General features: G+C 54.5%; 19 protein-coding genes. 10 read left to right on the top strand and 9 right to left on the bottom strand.

From position 1 onward, the window contains the following. Positions 1-32: 32 nt before the first annotated feature. Together bshC and BM040_RS11455 are read left to right on the top strand one after the other, a co-directional pair. Entirely contained in the window at positions 33-1610 is a 1578-nt protein-coding gene (gene bshC, locus BM040_RS11450) for a bacillithiol biosynthesis cysteine-adding enzyme BshC (protein WP_092101233.1), read from the top strand. Then, the gene (locus BM040_RS11455) at positions 1610-2191 is read left to right on the top strand and encodes a 5-formyltetrahydrofolate cyclo-ligase (protein ID WP_092101235.1); all 582 of its coding nucleotides are present in this window, start codon (positions 1610-1612) and stop codon (positions 2189-2191) included. Before bshC ends, BM040_RS11455 begins: the two co-directional genes overlap by 1 nt. Here the strand turns inward: BM040_RS11455 and BM040_RS11460 are convergent. Next, the gene (locus BM040_RS11460; RefSeq protein WP_092101237.1) at positions 2188-3036 is read right to left on the bottom strand and encodes a hypothetical protein; all 849 of its coding nucleotides are present in this window, start codon (positions 3034-3036) and stop codon (positions 2188-2190) included. The two genes, BM040_RS11455 and BM040_RS11460, sit on opposite strands and share 4 nt — an antisense overlap. Before the next feature lie 266 nt (positions 3037-3302). Between BM040_RS11460 and BM040_RS11465 the strand changes: the two genes are divergently transcribed. After that, positions 3303-3839, top strand: a complete 537-nt coding sequence (locus BM040_RS11465) for a TetR/AcrR family transcriptional regulator (RefSeq protein WP_092101239.1) — start codon at positions 3303-3305, stop codon at positions 3837-3839. 85 nt (positions 3840-3924) lie between these two features. On the opposite strand, the gene BM040_RS11470 is transcribed toward BM040_RS11465, so the two are convergent. Together BM040_RS11470 and mnmD are read right to left on the bottom strand one after the other, a co-directional pair. After that, positions 3925-4233 carry a hypothetical protein gene (locus tag BM040_RS11470; protein WP_092101241.1) on the bottom strand — a complete coding sequence of 103 codons (309 nt, stop codon included), beginning with the start codon at positions 4231-4233 and terminating at the stop codon, positions 3925-3927. A 259-nt stretch (positions 4234-4492) separates the two neighbouring features. Further along, positions 4493-5176: a tRNA (5-methylaminomethyl-2-thiouridine)(34)-methyltransferase MnmC2 gene (gene mnmD / locus BM040_RS11475; protein WP_092101495.1), complete on the bottom strand. Its 684-nt coding sequence runs from the start codon at positions 5174-5176 to the stop codon at positions 4493-4495. 118 nt (positions 5177-5294) lie between these two features. Between mnmD and BM040_RS11480 the strand changes: the two genes are divergently transcribed. Next, positions 5295-5726, top strand: coding sequence for an acyl-CoA thioesterase (locus tag BM040_RS11480; RefSeq protein WP_092101243.1), 432 nt, complete (start codon positions 5295-5297; stop codon positions 5724-5726). A gap of 18 nt (positions 5727-5744) precedes the next feature. Continuing rightward, the gene (gene rlmN / locus BM040_RS11485) at positions 5745-6818 is read left to right on the top strand and encodes a dual-specificity RNA methyltransferase RlmN (protein ID WP_092101245.1); all 1074 of its coding nucleotides are present in this window, start codon (positions 5745-5747) and stop codon (positions 6816-6818) included. 769 nt (positions 6819-7587) lie between these two features. Here the strand turns inward: rlmN and BM040_RS11490 are convergent. Then, complete coding sequence (locus BM040_RS11490) at positions 7588-8550, bottom strand: YihY/virulence factor BrkB family protein (protein ID WP_092101247.1); 963 nt, start codon at positions 8548-8550, stop codon at positions 7588-7590. 142 nt (positions 8551-8692) lie between these two features. Between BM040_RS11490 and BM040_RS11495 the strand changes: the two genes are divergently transcribed. Beyond that, on the top strand, positions 8693-9427 hold the full coding sequence (locus BM040_RS11495; protein ID WP_092101249.1) for a hypothetical protein: 735 nt from the start codon (positions 8693-8695) through the stop codon (positions 9425-9427). Between the two features lie 72 nt (positions 9428-9499). Here BM040_RS11495 and BM040_RS11500 read toward each other — a convergent pair whose 3' ends face one another. The 3 genes from BM040_RS11500 to BM040_RS11510 all read right to left on the bottom strand — a co-directional run bounded on the left by BM040_RS11500 (position 9500) and on the right by BM040_RS11510 (position 12570). Then, complete coding sequence (locus BM040_RS11500; RefSeq protein WP_092101251.1) at positions 9500-10954, bottom strand: DUF4403 family protein; 1455 nt, start codon at positions 10952-10954, stop codon at positions 9500-9502. A gap of 89 nt (positions 10955-11043) precedes the next feature. Then, a complete protein-coding gene (locus BM040_RS11505; RefSeq protein WP_092101253.1) occupies positions 11044-11367 on the bottom strand; it encodes a thioredoxin domain-containing protein in 324 nt (107 codons plus the stop codon). 228 nt (positions 11368-11595) lie between these two features. Further along, the gene (locus BM040_RS11510) at positions 11596-12570 is read right to left on the bottom strand and encodes an NAD-dependent epimerase/dehydratase family protein (protein WP_092101255.1); all 975 of its coding nucleotides are present in this window, start codon (positions 12568-12570) and stop codon (positions 11596-11598) included. 368 nt (positions 12571-12938) lie between these two features. Here BM040_RS11510 and BM040_RS11515 point away from each other — a divergent pair, with 368 nt between their 5' ends. From BM040_RS11515 to BM040_RS11530, 4 genes are all read left to right on the top strand, one after another. Beyond that, positions 12939-14000, top strand: a complete 1062-nt coding sequence (locus BM040_RS11515; RefSeq protein ID WP_092101257.1) for a hypothetical protein — start codon at positions 12939-12941, stop codon at positions 13998-14000. A gap of 51 nt (positions 14001-14051) precedes the next feature. After that, positions 14052-15248 carry a glycine C-acetyltransferase gene (gene kbl / locus BM040_RS11520; protein WP_092101259.1) on the top strand — a complete coding sequence of 399 codons (1197 nt, stop codon included), beginning with the start codon at positions 14052-14054 and terminating at the stop codon, positions 15246-15248. A gap of 94 nt (positions 15249-15342) precedes the next feature. Then, positions 15343-15630, top strand: a complete 288-nt coding sequence (locus BM040_RS11525) for a hypothetical protein (protein WP_092101261.1) — start codon at positions 15343-15345, stop codon at positions 15628-15630. A 3-nt stretch (positions 15631-15633) separates the two neighbouring features. After that, complete coding sequence (locus BM040_RS11530; protein WP_092101263.1) at positions 15634-15840, top strand: PLDc N-terminal domain-containing protein; 207 nt, start codon at positions 15634-15636, stop codon at positions 15838-15840. Between the two features lie 236 nt (positions 15841-16076). Here BM040_RS11530 and cdaA read toward each other — a convergent pair whose 3' ends face one another. After that, a complete protein-coding gene (cdaA, locus tag BM040_RS11535) occupies positions 16077-16922 on the bottom strand; it encodes a diadenylate cyclase CdaA (RefSeq protein WP_092101265.1) in 846 nt (281 codons plus the stop codon). Further along, positions 16919-17785 carry a dihydropteroate synthase gene (gene folP, locus BM040_RS11540; protein WP_175491049.1) on the bottom strand — a complete coding sequence of 289 codons (867 nt, stop codon included), beginning with the start codon at positions 17783-17785 and terminating at the stop codon, positions 16919-16921. The genes cdaA and folP overlap by 4 nt, the downstream gene beginning before the upstream one ends. Positions 17786-17818 lie beyond the last annotated feature (33 nt).

Here is a 17818-nt window from a genome sequence, read left to right on the forward strand (position 1 = left end):
TGTTAAAAGGGCTAAACCCGGCCACAAAGCAGATGGAAGTACAGACCATGAAGATCACCAACGTAGACTATGCCGCCACCGGCGCTTTCTCCAAGACCATAACCGACTACCTTTGTTGTAGCCCGCAGTTACAGCCATTTTATAACCGATTCCCAACTCTGGAGGCCTTCGGGGAACAACTGAAGGAGAAAAACTTTAGCCAGGAGCAACGCCAGACGCTGTACCAGGCGCTGCAGGAGCAGTATACTTCCATCTCCGAGGTTCACCCCAACGTGCAGCAAAACATCGACCTGCTGCGCCAGCCCAACACCTACACCGTTACCACGGGCCACCAGCTCAACATCTTCACCGGGCCGCTATACTTTGTTTATAAGATCATCACGGCGATAAACACCTGTCGGCAGCTGCAGCAGCAGTACCCGGAGTATAGGTTTGTGCCGGTGTACTGGATGGCTACCGAGGACCACGACTTTGCCGAAATCAACTACTTTAACCTCTTCGGGAAGAAGTATACCTGGGAGAGCGACCAGACCGGCGCCGTGGGCAGGTTCTCCACCGAAAGTATGGCCCAGCTGCTGGAGGAGTTACCGGAGGCTTACCCGGTGTTTGAGGAGGCGTACCGCCACAGCAAAAACCTGGCAGATGCCACCCGTGCCATCACGCACGAGCTGTTCGGAGAGTATGGCCTGGTAAGTATAGATGGCGACCACAGCGAACTGAAGAAGGCGCTGACGCCAGTGGTAGAAAAAGAACTGACCGAGCAGCTGTCGCATCAGCTGGTGACCGAGACGAGCCAGCAACTGGAGGAGGCAGGCTATAAGCCGCAGGTATACTCCCGCGAAATCAACCTGTTTTACCTGACAGATAACTTGCGCGAGCGGATTGTGCAGGAAGGCGATAAGTATAAAGTGCTCAACACCGACCTGAGTTATACTTTAGAGGAACTATTGCAGGAGGCGCAGCAGCATCCGGAGCGCTTCAGCCCCAACGTCATACTTCGCCCGCTCTACGAGGAGCTTATACTTCCGAACCTGGCCTATATTGGCGGTGGTGCCGAGGTGGCCTACTGGTTCCAACTCAAAAAGCTGTTTGAAACCTATAACGTAGCTTTCCCACTGCTGATGCTGCGCAACTCAGCCCTGTACATCAGCCGCAGCAACGCCAGCCGCATGCACAAGCTGGGCCTGCAGCCACTGGATTTGTTTCAGGATTTCCAGGAACTGAAAAAGCAGCTATCCAGCCAGTTGCATGAGGAGGAAATAAGCCTGGAGGCGCAGCGCGAGGCGGTAGCTGCCGCCTTTGCCGAGGTGGAGAAGCTGGCCGAAAGTATAGACCCGACCCTGGTGAAAGCCGTGGGAGCCGAAGCGCAGAAAGCGGCTAACTCCCTGCACATGCTGGAGAAGAAGCTCTCCAAAGCCCGCGACAGCAAGCACGAACAAACCTTTAAGCAGCTGGAAAACCTGAAGGAAAAGCTCTTTCCGGGCGGCACGCTGCAGGAACGTAAGGATAACCTGCTCACCTACCAGACAAACAACCCTGACTTTATACCGGCCCTGGTAGAGGCGTTTGACCCACTGGAGTTTAAGTTTACTATCCTGGAGGAGGCCTGATGCTGAAAGCCGAACTTCGGAAGCAGATGCTGCGGCAGCGGCGCGCCTTGCCACGGGAGGAGGTGCAGCAGCGCAGCATGCGCATCGCCGAGATGTTCTTCCGGCATTTTCCGCTGCGGCCCGGGCAAACGGTGCATGTGTTTCTGCCTATTATCAAGAACAACGAGGTCAATACCTGGCTCATTATCGAACGGCTGCGGCAGGAGCACCCTGAGGTGCGCGTGGCGGTGCCGGTCACCGATGTGGAGCAGAACATCCTCACGCACCACCACCTCACCGACGAGGCCGTGCTGATAGAAAATAACTGGGGTATCCCCGAGCCGCAGGACGCCCACATCATTCATGCCGACGAGGTGGACGTGGTGCTGGTGCCGCTGCTGGCTTTCGATAAGGCTGGCCACCGCGTAGGTTACGGCAAAGGCTTTTACGACCGCTTCCTGGACGACTGCCGCCCCGACGTGCTCAAAGTAGGCCTTTCCCTGGAGCCACCCGTGGAACGCATCGCCGACCCCAATCCCTTTGATGTGCCGCTGGACGCGGTGGTGATGCCGCAGGGAGTATGGCGGCGGGAGGAGGCTTAGTTCTTCTGTCGCTTGGCCTCCTGGTGCTGCATGATTTTTTCCCAGGCCTTCCGGGTTAGCATCACCAGGTCCCGTTTCTCCACATCCCAGATGGAGATAAAGTTCTGCGACAAGGTATAATGCTGCTTCCACTGGCTCATTTGCCCGTACAGGAGCAGGGTGCAGATATCGGTTGGTGTCATGTAACCGCCGGTGGAGGGCAGGTGCGTGTGCATGGTGGAGGCTTCCTCCACGCTGTCTGCTTTAAAGTCGATGGGGATGATGTTCTGATGCAGCTTCTGTTTGCTCTTCACTTTGTTGTTACTATCAAAAGTAAGCAGGTAGTCGTTGCCCAGTATCACCACGCCCTGCAGTTGGGGGCCGGTTAGCACATACACCTTTTTCTCCTTGCCTTTGATAAGCGGTACCAGGTTCAGGTTGGTGTTGTTGTATTGCTGAAAGAGCGTGTCGGCATTAATCTCGGCTAGTGCGGCTTTGCGAACCTGATACAGGTCGCGCTCCAGCTTGGTGAAGGGCCGCTCCTGCTGCGCCACCTTTGCCCTGTCGGTGGTAAAGCTATTGTCGAAGGTGAAGGAGATGAGTGCCTGTGGCTGCTCACCCTTGCTAAAGAAAATGCACCGGGTGCTGTCGTTGTGCTCGTAGGAGAAGTAGCCGCCCGCTTTCTCCCGTAGCTCGGGGTAGTTTTCCAGGAACAGATCCGTGCCACGCCAGGAGGCCATCTCGGAGCGGTACAGCCGGTACCCCTCGTCCAGAATCTGTGCCCGTATCTTCTGGTTTACCTGCTTCTGGGCTGCGGCAATAGCCGGCGTGAGCAGAATGGCGAGCAGGAGGAGCAGGTGTCTCATAATAAGTTTGTTTCAGGGGCTGCGAATGTATGAATATAGCAGAAAACAGATAAACATACTCAGGGAACAGAGGTTAAAAGTATAAAGAAACGCTGTGCGGGCGCAAGTATAACAACAGGCAGATTTTTAACAGTATATTTGTATAGCCAAACCTATCGCGCTCAAAGGCTTAATTTTTAATTGCTATATTGTATTTTTGTAGTTAACCCCAGCAGGCCGCTTATGACGCCTGCCCACACGTTGCAGAATCTGCTATATTTACAGAGATGGCCAAGACCAAGAAAGAACTCATCTTAGACACCGCATTAACCCTTTTCGCAGAGAAGGGGTACGATGCCACTCCCACCAGCCAGATAGCGAAGGTAGCTGGCGTATCAGAGGGCCTTATTTTCAAGCATTACATCAGCAAGGAAAACCTGCTGGAAGCGGTAGTGAAGGCCGGCTACAGGCGCATTACCGAGAGAAGCAAGAAATCGGTGGAGGAGAATGACCCCGCCAAGCTGATCAGCAACGTACTGGATATGCCACAGAAACTGGTGGAGGATGAGCGTGATTTCTGGCGGATGCAGTTCCGGATGGTGGACGAGGAAGTGGCGCAGCGCCACCATCAGCGCTACCTGAACTCGGTGAAGAAAAAGCTGAACGAAGCTTTCCGCAAGCTCGGCCATAAGGAGCCGGAGCTCGAAACGGAAATCCTGATGCTGCTGGTGGAGGGCCTCTGGAGGGCGTACCTGACCAATGAAGACAAGAAGCACTTCACCAAGATGCTGGACCTGATTAAGGCCAAGTTTATTAACGAGTAAGCTTTAAGAATCTCATATCAATATAAACAAAAAGCCTCCCGGTGCACCGGGAGGCTTTTTGTTTCATGGCGATTGTGTAGTCTTGTTAGCCCTTGTAAACCACGTTAAACTTCTTCAGCTCGTCTACCGGGCCAAAGTGCTTCTTCTCGATGGTTTTGCCGCGGCGCTTCAGATGCACTTCTACCGGAGCCATGGTTCTGGTCATGTCAGAGTTTACCACCTTCACATAAAACTTTCTGGCTTCGTCAGAGGCACCCTTCTCAAAAGTATGGCGCTGCTGGTTGCCGTTTACCGGAAGCCCCGGAATTACCTGATACGTCGTGCAAACCACCTCATACTTAGGAAGAAACGGTTTGATGATGCTAAAAGAAACTTTTCTAAGTAAGCTTTTCATATGAGTGAACGATTAGGGGGATACGTTTCTATATCGCAATGTAGCGCTTTATTTGAAATTTCAAAGTATGGTGGCTGCAAAAAAGTGCAATTTAGCTCCTAACCATTTCGTTCTGGATTAGGTTCATCTTCGAAGCAGACAATCCTGATTAATTTTCGTGCCGCGGCAGAAAGGCACAAAAAGAGATGCTTTTCTCAGGCGGAGAATCAGAAGTATAAAGTATAACTATTTGAATATCAGCTACAGAGGGCGCTGCTGCTTAGCGAGGCAGCAGCGGTTTTACGCCCCGCGTCATCTCGCGTTTGCCGGGAGGGCCGGGTAGCGCCTCCACCACGTAGCCGGCCGCTTTCAGGCTGCGCTTAAACGAGCCCTTGGCACAGTAAGTAACCAGAATGCCACCCGGGCGGGTAGCCTTATACAGCTTTTCGAACATAGCGTCGGCCCACAGCTCCGGCTGCTTTTCGGGGGCAAAGGCATCAAAGTACACTACATCATAATAAGAGTTCGGCGCCACAAACTCCTCCAGCGACTCGTGCATCTTCTGCAGCGTGAAGTATGGGATTACCTCTGCCGGCTCGTTCCAGGGGGCCTGGTGCAGCTTCAGGAAATAGTCGTACAGCTCCGGGTTCAGGATGATGTTCTCGTAGTGCAGCTGCTGCACCACCTCCTCTGAGAGGGGATATTTCTCCAGCGTGTCGTACTGGATAAAGGCCTTCTTGGCCAGCGCGTACGGGAAGGTCAGGATGGCGTTCAGGCCGGTGCCGAAACCAACCTCAAGCACCTTGAGGTCTTTCTTCTGCTCCAGCGCGTGCTCCAGCCCATACTTTACAAACACATGCTGCGATTCCTGCAGAGCGCCGTGCACCGAGTGGTAATGCTCGTTCAGTTCGGGCACGTAAAGGGTGTTGGAGCCGTCTTTTGTCTGTCGGATTTCGAGGTGCATGGTTTTTGTGTTACTTTGCAAAGGTACGCATTACAGCAGAGAGCTCGCAATATATTATAATCAGAATTCACCAAATTTATATACGCGGGCGCATCATAACAAAGAATACCTTCTCCCCATGGCAAGAGTAAAAGTAAGCATCCCTCCGCACACCCACTTCACGGCGAGCATCCCCGTGCGCGTCACCGACCTCAACTACGGCAACCACCTGGGCAACGACGCGCTCCTTTCCATACTGCACGAGGCGCGCATGCAGCTGTTAAACCACTTCGGCTGGAGCGAGCTAAGTATAGGCGGTGCCAGCCTCATCATGGCCGACGTGGCGATAGAGTACAAGGGCGAGGGCTTCTACGGCGACGTGTTAAGTATAAGTATGGCTTTTGACGATATCAGCAAGTATGGCTTCGACATTACCTACCACGTGCGTAACCAGCACGGCAAGGAAGTGGCCCGCGCCAAAACCGGCATGCTCTGCTTTAATTACCAGGAGCGCAAGCTGATGGCCCTGCCCGACGAAGTAAAGGCAAAGATTGAAACTAAAGCCGGATGATTTTTGTAATTTTGTGGTATGAATTTGATTGCAGACATTCCGGTTTTAACCAAGAAAGATATTCGTAAGCTGTCGCTCGACGACCTGAAGGCATGGCTCGTGGAGAACGGCGAGAAGGCTTTCCGGGCCAAACAAGTATACGAGTGGCTCTGGAAGCATTCTGCCCAGTCGTTTGCGGAAATGAACAACGTGAGCCTGGCCCTGCGCGAGAAGCTGGACCAGCACTTTTCCATTAACGCCGTGCAGGTGGCCACCGAGCAGCTGAGCAACGACGGCACGATTAAATCTGCCTTCAAACTCTACGACAGCAACATTGTGGAGGGCGTGCTCATTCCGCACGAGGAGCGCAAGACGGCCTGTGTTAGCAGCCAGGTAGGTTGCTCGCTTACCTGTAAGTTCTGCGCCACCGGCTACATGGATCGCGTCCGCAACCTCGATGCCGCCGAGATCTACGATCAGGTGGTGCGCATCAACGAGCAAAGTATGCGGCAGTACGGCCAGCCGCTCACCAACATCGTGTACATGGGTATGGGCGAGCCGATGCTGAACTATGCCAACGTGATGAAGAGCATCGAGCGCATCACCGCCCACGATGGTTTGGGCATGGCAGCACGCCGCATCACGGTAAGCACGGCCGGCATCGCCAAGATGATAAAGAAGATGGCAGATGATGGCGTAAAGGCAAACCTGGCCTTGTCGTTGCACGCAGCCAACGACGAGAAGCGCAACCAGATTATGCCCATCAACGAGACCAACTCGCTGGAGGCCCTGAAGGACGCCCTGAAGCACTACCACCAGGTAACGGGCCGCAAGGTAACGTACGAGTACATCGTGTTTGATAACTTCAACGATACCCTGCAGGATGCCGAGGAGCTATTGCGTTTCTCCAAAATTATTCCATGCAAGATCAACCTGATAGAGTATAACCCGATCGAGAACGCCGATTTCGTGAACACCGACGACGACCGTCTGCAGGCGTTTATCTACTACCTGGCCGACCGTGGCCTGCAGGTAAACGTGCGCCGCAGCCGTGGCAAAGACATCGATGCGGCCTGCGGCCAGCTGGCCGTGAAGGAGAAGCAACCGGCGTAAAGTATAAAGCCAGTCAAGGTATAAACCCGGCTTCTGCTCATACTTGCAGAAGCCGGGTTTATACTTTAGAGCCCTGCTTAAATTGCTTTTTATGGCGCAAGTCTTCAGACTTGTGTCCTACAATGGTGTCAAGTTTGCAACTTGACTGGCTTGAAAAGCCATACTTTATACCTGCTGCTATACTTTTATACTTGCCAATTTATACTTTCATAGCCACGGCTTCCTTCCATTTGAACTAAGCTATTCTTGCTAGCTTCTGTTCATCCTCCAGATTTACATGAGCATCGTTGCATCTCTGGCTTTGGTGCTCTCAAGCCCGAGAGGGCTCGCCTTCGGGCATCGCGCGGTGTACATTTCCTTTGCTACCCTGCGGTCGCAATGCCCTCCGGGCACCGGAAAACTACAAGGCGCTCAACCCAAAGGCTGGGAACAGATTCGATAGCCATAGCTTCTGCTACTGGAAAGTAAAGTATAAAATAGTAATACAGAACTGTCCCCTTGAGGGGACCACAGGGGTGTAATCGCCTGAAGACAATTCCCCTCCTCGGAGGGGCAGGGTTGGTTGGGCCCGGCACTGCAGAAATCCTGCTTATCCCCAGATCCTGCAAATCCTGATTCAGACAAAGTATAAAGTATAGCCAACGCCAGACACTCGCGCGAACACCGCAACGCCTTCAGGTTAAAGCGAACACGCAAGTATAGCATTGACAACCAAAGTAATTGGATCTGACAAGGCAGCGCCTATTTACCGAATAAAGATCAGCGAATTCTACCCCTCAAACCTGCCCTCTGCCCGTGGCCGGCCGGTGCCTTCCCGGTCCTGTGGCCTGTCGGCTAGCTCACGCTCTTCCACAAACACGGCATGCGACTTAGGGGTGATGTGCTGTCCATACTTGTGCGCGTACTGCTGCGTGAACTCCGCCCCAAAAAACACGATCATAGAGGAGTAGTAGATCCAGACAAGGATAAGGATGATGGAGCCCGCCGCGCCATATGCCGAGCCGGGGTCGGAGGTGCCCAGGTACCAGCTGATGAGGAGTTTGCCGATCGTGAAGAGCAGCGCCGTTATCAGGGCGCCAATCAGCGTGTCCTTCCAGCGGATGTGGGCGTCAGGCAAATACTTCATGATCAGGGCGAAGAGCAAGGTGATTAGGCCAAGTGACAGGGCAAAGTCCAGCAGCTTGATGAGCCACACGCCAATGCCTGGCAATAATTGCCCGAGGTAATCGCTCAGCAGGGAGATAGCTGCGCTGATGACGAAGGAAATGAGCATCAGGAACGAGATACTCAGGATAAGCCCGAAGGAGAACATCCGCTCCTTGGCCATCCGCAGGATGCTGCTGGAAGGCTTTATCTTCAGGTTCCAGACACTGTTGAGCGACTGCTGCAAGGTAACAAAGAAGGTGGTGGCGGCAAAGATGAGCGTACCGATGCCCACCCACATGGCCCAACCTGACGACTCGGTCGTGCTAGCATTCTGCACCATGGTCTGGATAGAGGAGGCCGCCTCCGGACTGATAGCCGCAGACGCCTGCTTCTCCAACTCTCCCGACACGGCCTCCTCGCCAAAGAAAAAGCCAGCCGCCTTAATGATGATGAGCAGTAGCGGGGGAATGGAGAAAATGGCGTTAAACGCAAGTGCCGCCGCCAGCCGCAGCGCGTTCGCTTCCAGGAAGCCGTCCACAGAGGTTTTAAGCAGCTGGAAAATTCCTTTAAGTGTATATTTGGCCATAGGGCGTGTTTTGTCTTCTGGTGTGATTTTTAAACTACGCAGTGGCTTCTACTCAGGTTAAAACAGGGGCAGCTGTAGCAGCGATGCAGCATCCTGAGCAAGTATAAATCCGTACACGGGAGCGCTAACAAAGTATAAACCGATGGCCCTCCGATACCTGCTCAAGCCACTGCTTCTGTGCCTGCTGCTCCTGCCGCTGGCCTGTGCTCAATCCCCCGAAGAGAAAGCCCAACGCATTGCCCGCGAGGTCATCGACAACATGGGCGGAGAGAAGGGCTGGAACGACACCCGCTACCTAGCCTGGACTTTTAACGACCAGTACCAGGTGTGGGACAAGCAGCAGCACCGCTTCCGCTGGGAGATGGATAGCCTGGTAGCCGTTATCAGCACCGACACCAAGGACGGCAAAGTATACGTAGCCGGCCGGGAGCTGCAGGAGGGAGAGGAAAAGCAGAAGTTGCTGGAACGCGCCTATGCCCTCTGGATAAACAACTCGTACTGGCTCGTGATGCCCTTTAAACTGCTGGACCCCGGCGTAAACCTGACGTACCTGGGCGAAGGCAAAACCATGGACGGCGCCCCGGCCGATATACTGGAGATGACCTTTAACGAAGTGGGCCTGACGCCGCAGAACAAGTATCACGTTTGGGTAGACAAGGAGCAGGGGCTGGTGACGCAGTGGGCCTTTTACCGGAACTACAACGATGCTGAGCCCTCCTTTACCCGCCGCTGGAGCGACTACCGCGACTACGGAAGTATAAAGCTGGCCAGCGACCGCAGCAACCCCGAAAGCGACTTTAAGCTGCCGCACATAGCTGCCCCCGCCAAGGTACCGGATGAGGTGTTCAACAGCCCCACGCCGATTGAGAAATTTTGATGTTTGACAAAGGACTTCTCTCTACCTGAAAGAAGTCCTTTGTCCTTTGTCAAACACTCTTTTGTCCGGAGACTACAGCTTATCCACCGTAGCGGTCAGCGTGCCCTTGGCGTTCACCACGGCCTTTATGCCATCCTGGGTGAGGTAGATGTTGTCGGGGGTGATCTCTTTTATACTTCCGCGCAGCAGCACCGACTCATGAATACGCCCCTGGCTGTCGAGGGCGGATTGCAGCATTTTCCGGGCATTGTTCAGCTCGTGCTGCACCGGAATGCTCACCTGCTGCTGAATCATCGCCTCAAACTTGTTCTGCGCCAACCAGCTGGCCGCACTCAGTATTTTGTCTTTCGTGTCGAGGTCGTAGGCTACGTCGCGCACCCGGATAGAGGCAGTGGCTGCATCGTAGTAAGGTGTGCCGCGCAAGTATACTTTACCTTGTATCTTCTTAGTAAACAGCCCGGCCTTGGTCTTGCCGTTCACGTCCAGCATCAGCACCAGTTGCTCCCCTCCCGGACTGATGGCCGCCTCGTTCACCGTAATTTCGCTCTTGCCGCCGTCAAACGTATAGGTTTGTTTGGCCACCTGTTCCTGCAGCAGCTTGCTGGCATGGGCGTAAGGGACGCTGGCGGTAAGGCCGATCTGTATGTCATCGCTCATGCGGTTGTCTACAATCAGGCGCGGCAGGTTCTTGTTTACCTGCACCTGCGGCTTGCCATCGGTGGTAACGGAGATGTAGGAGGTAACCCCGAGGCGGGTGTTCAGGTTGCCGTTCTGTGCCAGCAGCGGCGCCATGCGTACCTCCTGGGGCACTACCGTCAGCCAGGCATTCAGGTTATCGTCGAGCTTTACGGGCTGCTGCAGCTGTTGCCAGGCTTCGGCTACATACTTTTTCACGTCCAGCCGGTTTTGGAGTTCCTTGTCAAGTTGCTGGGAGAGAGTAGCCATCTGCTGCCGCAGCGCCGGCTCTACAAAGCGGGCCAGGCCAATCCGGAGCGGGCCCAGCTCCAGCACGGGCTTGGTATTGCCCCACTCAAAGTCTCCGCTGGTAATGGTCTTGATATTGTAATCCTCCGTTAAGCCGATTTTACTTTCGGTCTTGATGATCATGTCGAAGGCAGTGTCCTCTGTTTTGTCGATGGCGGGGCAGAACTTGCACGGGTCCCACTTCCAGCGGCCTTTGGCGTAGATGCGCAGCGGCACCGAAAAGTATACTTTGTCCCGTTCGGCGCGCATGCTCAGGCTGCCGTTGCGTGTTACCGTCACAGCCAGGTTGTCGTCGTTCAGGTTGGTGTCCTTGTAGAGCGTGTTGGCGATCTCCTGGTTCAGCCTGCTCTCGATGGCAGACACCGGTATAGAAATCGGAATGCTGATAGAGGAGAGCTGCGGCTTGTAGGCAGGAGCTGCCGAGGCGATTGCCTCCGGCGCTGCGGTGTTTAGCTTATCGGTACTGGAGCAACCGGGCAGGGCAAGGCCCGAGGTTACCAGCAGGAGCAGCACGGGCAGTTTACGGAAAGTTTTTAGGGTCACGTTTTCAGCTGTTTAAAAAAGCGGCGCAAGGTAGCACAGGATTTTGATAACAGCTATAGGGCAAAGGTCGTTCCGAAAGAAAGGCGGGTTCAGGAAAGGTTCTGTAGCTTTTGCAGCATCTGGCGCACTTCCTCCTCAGTGGACAGTATGCCGCAATCGATAAGCATGCCCCTGTGGTAGATGGCAAAGAACGGGGTGCCCGTCAGTTTTACCTCCTGACTGGAAACAGGATTCTCGTGGGCGCTCATGCGCATGAAGTATATTTCCCTGAAAGCCGGCTCATCAGACATCATATTATACTTCGGCCGCATGACCTTACACACCGGGCAGTCTACATCTGTAAACTTCACGATTACCTTCTCCCGCTCAAATATTACCCTCCTGAGCTCTTCGTCGTTTGATTCTTTTACCATGACCTTTTCTATCAGTATAGCGCTGCTGCCGGTTATAGCAGTATAGACGTTTGGGTGAGAATATGGGTTAAGGTAGATGTTTATACTTTCAGCCGGGGCATGTTAGAGTTGCTTTAGAAGTGTGCAAGTAAGCTGCAGTTTAATTTTGAAGGAGGTACTGCGGCTAAAAAGAAAAAGGCGATGCAACCGCACCGCCTTTCTTATACTTTATACTTGTAAGAGCTGCAGCTATACGGCCTGCTCCTGTTTCATCTTCTTCAGGTTCACCAGCATGTCCTCGGTCATGGCGTCCAGGTCGAAGGCTGGCTTCCAGCCCCAGTCCTGCTGGGCGGCGCTGTCGTCTATACTTTGCGGCCACGAGTCGGCAATCTTCTGGCGAGAGTCCGGCTTGTAGGTTATCTCAAACTCCGGGATGTGCTTTTTAATAGAGGCGGCAATCTCCTTCGGCGAGAAGCTCATGGCGCTCAGGTTATAAGAGTCGCGCACTTTTATACTTTCTGCCGGGGCGTGCATCAGGTCCAGCGTGGCCTTCAGGGCATCAGGCATGTACATCATGGGCAGGTAGGTGTTCTCGCTCAGGAAGCACTCAAAGTTCTCGCCCTCAATGGCTTTGTGGTAGATGTCCACGGCGTAGTCGGTGGTGCCGCCGCCGGGCAGGGCCTTGTAGCCAATCAGGCCAGGGTAACGGAGGCTGCGCACGTCCAGGCCATACTTCTGGAAGTAGTACTCGCACCAGCGCTCACCAGCCTGCTTGCTGATGCCGTACACGGTGTTGGGGTCCATAACCGTTTGCTGCGGCGTGTTTTGGCGCGGTGTGCTCGGGCCGAATACGGCAATAGAGCTCGGCCAGTACACGCGCTCCACCTTCTGCTCCAGGGCCAGGTCCAGCACGTTAAACAGGCCGTCCATGTTCAGCTTCCAGGCAAATTTGGGGTTCTTCTCGCCGGTTGCCGACAACACAGCCGCCAGGTGGTAAATCTGCTTGAACTTATACTTGGAGGCCAGCTCAGCCAGCACGTTTGTGTCCAGCACATCCACCTTTTCGAAAGGGCCTGAGTCGCGCAGGTCGGCTTGCTTGGGGGTTGAGATGTCTGCCGCCACCACGTTTGCATCTCCGTACATCTTGCGCAGCTCCATTGTCAGTTCGGAGCCCAGCTGTCCGCAGGCGCCTATCACCAATACCGTGTCACTTGTGTTTGCCATAGCGAATTAAAAATCTTTGCACAAAGTAACCGAATTCGGTGCAATCCTGAAAGTATACTTACCAAGAAACCTGGGGCAGGAGGGGGTAAAATGGAGAAGCCGCACACTCAGGGTCTGCGGCCTCTCATCAACCTAATCAAAACTAACCTTTTATTTTCACCTTGGTAACAAAGGTAGGCCTGCCGGAGGGGCCAAAAAAGCGCCTTAGGCAGATTTAACGATAAGGTAACCGGCCGTAAAGTAGGGGTAACCTGCCCGGCATGGCATCCGGATTTTCTTATCTTTGTAGGGATGCGGCGGCAAAGTGGCGCACGAATAGCCAAATTGAGCCTGAAACCGTAACTTGCGCCACTAATGGCCTGTAGCCTATGACATTTGAGGAGTTTCTGGTAAAAAAGCGGATTAACAAGGCGGCTTTTGAAGCGGCTGACCCTGCGCGCTTTGCGGCGTGGCGGGAAATGTACGCCCAGATGCACCCCAACAGTTTTCTGGTGCAGGTGAAGATGGTGCTAAACGACGTGCGCCTGCGTTACCACCTGGCCGAGCAGGACGTGCCCAAGCCAGAGCCGGCCGCCGCACGCCCGGCTGCCGTGCGCAGGGCCGTGGCACCCAAACCAGCTGCTGAAGAAGCCGCGACTCCCGAAGAAAGTATAGCCAAACCACGGCCGGTGGTGCGCCGCCCTGCTGCCATGCAAAAGCCAGCCGCTGAGGAGGCTACAGAAAAACCAGAAGCAGCAGAGACAGAAGAGGCTAAACCTGCCGCGCGGCCAAGACCAGTGGTTAAGCGGCCGGTTATCCTTAAACCTGCGGATGCTGAAAGTATAGAAAAGCCGGAGACTACTGAGGAGGCGGCAAAACCAGCTGCCCGGCCGCGCCCGGTTATCAAGCGACCTGTGGCCTTGCAGCAACCCGAGGAGGGAACTACAGCTGCCGTGCCATCAAATGAAAGTATAAAACCGGCTGAAGGAGAAGCGCCGGCTGACGCACCAAAGCCGCCAAGGCCACGCCCGGTGATGAAAAGGCCGACTGCCTTGCAGCCGCCGCAGGAGGAGCAGCCAACACCGGACCAAGCACCGGCTGAAGAGACGCCCGCAAAACCACCTCGGCCACGGCCAGTTATAAAACGGCCGGTGGCGCTGCAAAAGCCGGAAGCCGAGCCGAAGGAGGAGCAAGGTATACCGGAGACATCCGCACCTGCGGCAGCGGAAAAGCCAACCCCTCCGCGCCCAAGGCCGGTCATCAAGCGGCCGGTAGCCTTGCAGAAACCGCCTGCCGAAGCATCGGAAGCGGAGAACGCAGGTATAAATCCTCCTGAAAAGGAGGTGGAGCAACCACCGCAGCAACCGAAGCCAAAGCCGCCAAGGCCCAGGCCCATCATGCGCCGCCCGCCGCCCACACCTGACGAGACGGGTGACGCCACCGGCCTGTAAGCACACTTGAAAAAGCAAGTAACTAGCAACGATATAACGATAAACGAAACTATGTACGAAACCTTAAAACCAGACTTAGAGAAGCAGCTTGCCGAGATAAAAGAGGCGGGCTTGTATAAGCAGGAGCGTATCATCACCACCCCGCAGGGCGCTGACATCGATACCACGCAGATGGCCCATGTGCTAAACTTCTGCGCCAACAACTACCTGGGCCTTTCTGCCCACCCCAAGGTGATTAACGCTGCCAAAGAGGCCATCGACACGCACGGCTACGGCATGAGCTCGGTGCGCTTTATCTGCGGCACGCAGGATATCCACAAGGAGCTGGAGCGTAAGATTTCTGAGTTCCTGGGCACAGAGGATACTATCCTGTACGCCGCCGCCTTTGACGCTAACGGGGGCGTGTTCGAGCCGCTGTTCGATGCCGAGTCGGCCATTATTTCTGATGCCCTGAACCATGCCTCTATTATTGACGGCGTGCGTCTGTGCAAGGCCCAGCGTTTCCGCTACGAGCACAACAACATGGAGGACCTGGAGGCAAAGCTGCAGGAGGCCGTAAATGCCAACACCAAGCACCGCATCATCGTAACCGACGGTTCTTTCTCGATGGATGGCACAGTGGCCCAGCTGGATAAAATCGTGGCACTAGCCGATAAGTATAAAGCCCTGATCATGGTGGACGACTCGCACTCGACTGGCTTTATGGGCAAAACAGGCCGTGGCGTGCACGAGTACCACAACGTGATGGGCAAGATCGATATCATCACAGGCACGCTGGGTAAAGCCCTGGGCGGCGCCATGGGCGGCTTCACGTCTGGCCACAAGGAGATCATCGACATGCTGCGTCAGCGCTCGCGCCCATACCTGTTCTCCAACTCTCTGGCTCCATCAATTGTGGGTGCTTCCATCGCCGTGCTGGACATGCTGAGCTCTACTACCGAGCTGCGCGACAAGCTGGAGTGGAACACCAAGTACTTCCGCGAGCAGATCACGCTGGCCGGTTTCGACATCAAGCCAGGCGACCACCCGATTGTACCGGTTATGCTTTACGATGCCCCACTGGCGCAGGAGTTTGCCGCCCGCATGCTCGACAGAGGCATTTACGTAATTGGTTTCTACTATCCGGTTGTTCCAAAAGGCCAGGCCCGTATTCGCGTGCAACTCTCCGCCGTGCACGACAAAGAGCACATCGACAAGTGTATCGACGCCTTCGTGACGGTTGGCAAAGAACTGGGTGTGATCAAGTAAGTATAACCCACACCAAAGTATAGAAAAGCCACTCCTGCTATGGGGGTGGCTTTATTTTTTGTACCTTGTATCAAACTCAAGGTAAATCAGAAGTATGAACAACATAAAGATAAAGCCGGGGCAGGTGTTGTTGGGTACCGTGATGTCGTGGATAGTGATCTCGTTTCTGGCTTATACTACCGCTGATATGCGCGGGGAGGCTAACATTGTATATACCCTGTTGCAGATAACGTTCTACTTCTCGCTGCTGCTGTCGGTGGAGGCCTACCTGAGTATGCTGCTGAACCCGCAGTGGACGCGCGTAAACCTGGGCACTATCCTGCTGCTTATCGCGCCGGCGCTGCTGTACCTGATGTGGTTCGTTAGCGAAAAACTGTTTTAGCCCATGGAGTTGTTCGAACGCAATCCGGCTATTTTTCTGCTGGTATCGCTCAACTACCTGCTGGTGGCTGCAGCCCTTTATCACCTTGTTTTCCGGTCAGATTATACTCTGACGCAGCGCCTGCTCTGGATGGCGGCACTGTGGCTGCTGCCCGGTCTGGGCATTCTTTCCTACTGGCTGGTATGGTACCGCCGGGCGGGAAGACTGTGAAGTATGAGTTAGGGAGTTAGAGAGTTAGAAAGTTAGAAGGTTAAAAAGTTAGAAAGTATAAATGCCTGGCGCCGGTATCCAACCGGTGACGCACAGTGGGTGGCGAGTCTCCAGACTCGCTTATGCTGCGTTAAGACAAGCTCCTTACCCCCTTTAAAGTATCTTCAGGATCTATAGAACCCGTTCTCGCGGGAGCTGATGAATCCTACAGAGTATAATCCCCTTAAGTATAAAGTTTACGCCGCGCTGACGGATTTCTCGGAGGCAGGGGCGGTGGCTGGTTTCTGATCGGTATCGAAGAGGAACTGGTTGAGCTTCAGGCGCAGGTCGGCGGAGGTGAGGTTGCGGTAGGCCTCCCCGTTGCGCACCAGGGCAATCTGTCCTGTCTCCTCCGACACCACCAGTACCACGCTGTCTGTGATCTCGGTCAGGCCGATAGCAGCGCGGTGGCGCAGGCCCATAGAGGCCGGAATCTCCTGGTTTTCTGATACTGGAAGTATACAGCGGGCCGCCTTGATGCGGTTGCCTGAGATGATCACGGCGCCGTCGTGCAGTGGGCTGTTCTTGTTGAAGATGGACATCAGCAAACGCTTCGAAATCACGGCATCAATCAGGTCGCCGGACTCGGCATAGTACTTCAGCTCCGAGCTTTTGGCAAACACAATCAGGGCACCCGTGTTTTTAGCCGCCAGCGATTTGGCCGCTTCAATAAAGGGCGTGAGGCTCAGTTTCTCGCTCTGCTCGCGGCGCCACGGGAAGCCACCCCAAAAGCGCTCGTGGTTCAGGGAGGTGGTTTTGCCGATAAGCAGCAGGAAGCGCCGGATCTCGGGTTGGAAGAGAATGATGGCCGCCAGTACACCCACACCCATGAATTGCCCTAGTATAATGCTGAGCAGCTCCATGCCGGCAGCCCGTACCACCAGGTAAAGCAGGTAAATGGAGAGCAGGCCCAGGAAGATCTTCAAGGCTACACTGCCCGTCAGCAGCTTGTATAGCTGGTAAAGCAGCGCTGTAACAAGCAGGATATCGATGATATCGAGCAGCTCAATCTCTAGGAACCCTATGGAAAATAAAAAAATCAAAGTTTTGTTTTCTCTAAAAGTACAATGGTTTGCTTAGCTTCTTTTACGTCGTGCACCCGCAAAATGTCGGCTCCCTTCATCAACGCCACACTGTTCACGGCTATTGTGCCCGTTAAGGCATCGGCCTGGTTTATACCCAGCGATTTATAGACCATGGACTTGCGCGACATACCCACCAGCACTGGCAGCCCAAAGATGCGGAACTCCTCCAGGTGGCGCAGCAGCTCGTAGTTCTGATCCACCGTCTTGGCAAACCCGAAGCCGGGATCCAGGATGATGTCCTTCACGCCGAGTTGCTGGAGCTTGGCCAGTTGCACACGCATCTCGTCCAGCACGTCTAGCACCAAATTGTTATACTCTGTCAGGCTGGCCATTGTCTGCGGCGTGCCGCGCATGTGCATGAGGATGTAAGGCACCTGCAGCCGGGCAACGGTCTCAAACATGGCCTCGTCCAGCAGCCCACCTCCCACGTCGTTGATGATGTGGGCGCCGGCGGCCATACTTGCCTCGGCCACATCGGCCCGGAAAGTATCGACGGAAATAATCGCTTCGGGAAAGTTCTGAAGGATGGCCTCGATGGCGGGTAGAATGCGGTCCTGCTCCTCCTGCGAGGTAACCTCTGCAGCACCTGGGCGGGTGCTGTAACCGCCAATGTCCAGTATGTCAGCGCCATCGGCCAGCATTTGTTCTGCCTTGCGCACGGCCTCCTCGGCGGAGTTCAGGCGGCTACCCGGGAAAAAGGAATCCGGGGTCAGGTTCAGGATGCCCATCACGAGTGGCACCTCCAGCGAGAGGAGCTTTCCGCGGGAGTTTAGTGTGGATTTTTTCTTAAAAAGCGTATCTTTCGCTTCCAATGTTGGCATCTGCGTCAATTATTTTTAAAATTAAAGCTAAAA

Source organism: Pontibacter chinhatensis (genome assembly GCF_900113285.1).
GTDB classification, from domain to species: Bacteria; Bacteroidota; Bacteroidia; order Cytophagales; family Hymenobacteraceae; genus Pontibacter; species Pontibacter chinhatensis.

Coding starts and splice junctions, on each gene's coding strand:
- BM040_RS11495 (WP_092101249.1), top strand. CDS start 8,693: ATGGCCCTCCGATACCTGCTCAAGCCACTGCTTCTGTGCCTGCTGCTC.
- folP (WP_175491049.1), bottom strand. CDS start 17,785: ATGCCAACATTGGAAGCGAAAGATACGCTTTTTAAGAAAAAATCCACA.
- BM040_RS11505 (WP_092101253.1), bottom strand. CDS start 11,367: ATGGTAAAAGAATCAAACGACGAAGAGCTCAGGAGGGTAATATTTGAG.
- BM040_RS11470 (WP_092101241.1), bottom strand. CDS start 4,233: ATGAAAAGCTTACTTAGAAAAGTTTCTTTTAGCATCATCAAACCGTTT.
- rlmN (WP_092101245.1), top strand. CDS start 5,745: ATGAATTTGATTGCAGACATTCCGGTTTTAACCAAGAAAGATATTCGT.
- BM040_RS11510 (WP_092101255.1), bottom strand. CDS start 12,570: ATGGCAAACACAAGTGACACGGTATTGGTGATAGGCGCCTGCGGACAG.
- BM040_RS11465 (WP_092101239.1), top strand. CDS start 3,303: ATGGCCAAGACCAAGAAAGAACTCATCTTAGACACCGCATTAACCCTT.
- BM040_RS11530 (WP_092101263.1), top strand. CDS start 15,634: ATGGAGTTGTTCGAACGCAATCCGGCTATTTTTCTGCTGGTATCGCTC.
- mnmD (WP_092101495.1), bottom strand. CDS start 5,176: ATGCACCTCGAAATCCGACAGACAAAAGACGGCTCCAACACCCTTTAC.
- BM040_RS11515 (WP_092101257.1), top strand. CDS start 12,939: ATGACATTTGAGGAGTTTCTGGTAAAAAAGCGGATTAACAAGGCGGCT.
- BM040_RS11455 (WP_092101235.1), top strand. CDS start 1,610: ATGCTGAAAGCCGAACTTCGGAAGCAGATGCTGCGGCAGCGGCGCGCC.
- BM040_RS11490 (WP_092101247.1), bottom strand. CDS start 8,550: ATGGCCAAATATACACTTAAAGGAATTTTCCAGCTGCTTAAAACCTCT.
- BM040_RS11525 (WP_092101261.1), top strand. CDS start 15,343: ATGAACAACATAAAGATAAAGCCGGGGCAGGTGTTGTTGGGTACCGTG.
- BM040_RS11460 (WP_092101237.1), bottom strand. CDS start 3,036: ATGAGACACCTGCTCCTCCTGCTCGCCATTCTGCTCACGCCGGCTATT.
- bshC (WP_092101233.1), top strand. CDS start 33: ATGGAAGTACAGACCATGAAGATCACCAACGTAGACTATGCCGCCACC.
- kbl (WP_092101259.1), top strand. CDS start 14,052: ATGTACGAAACCTTAAAACCAGACTTAGAGAAGCAGCTTGCCGAGATA.
- BM040_RS11480 (WP_092101243.1), top strand. CDS start 5,295: ATGGCAAGAGTAAAAGTAAGCATCCCTCCGCACACCCACTTCACGGCG.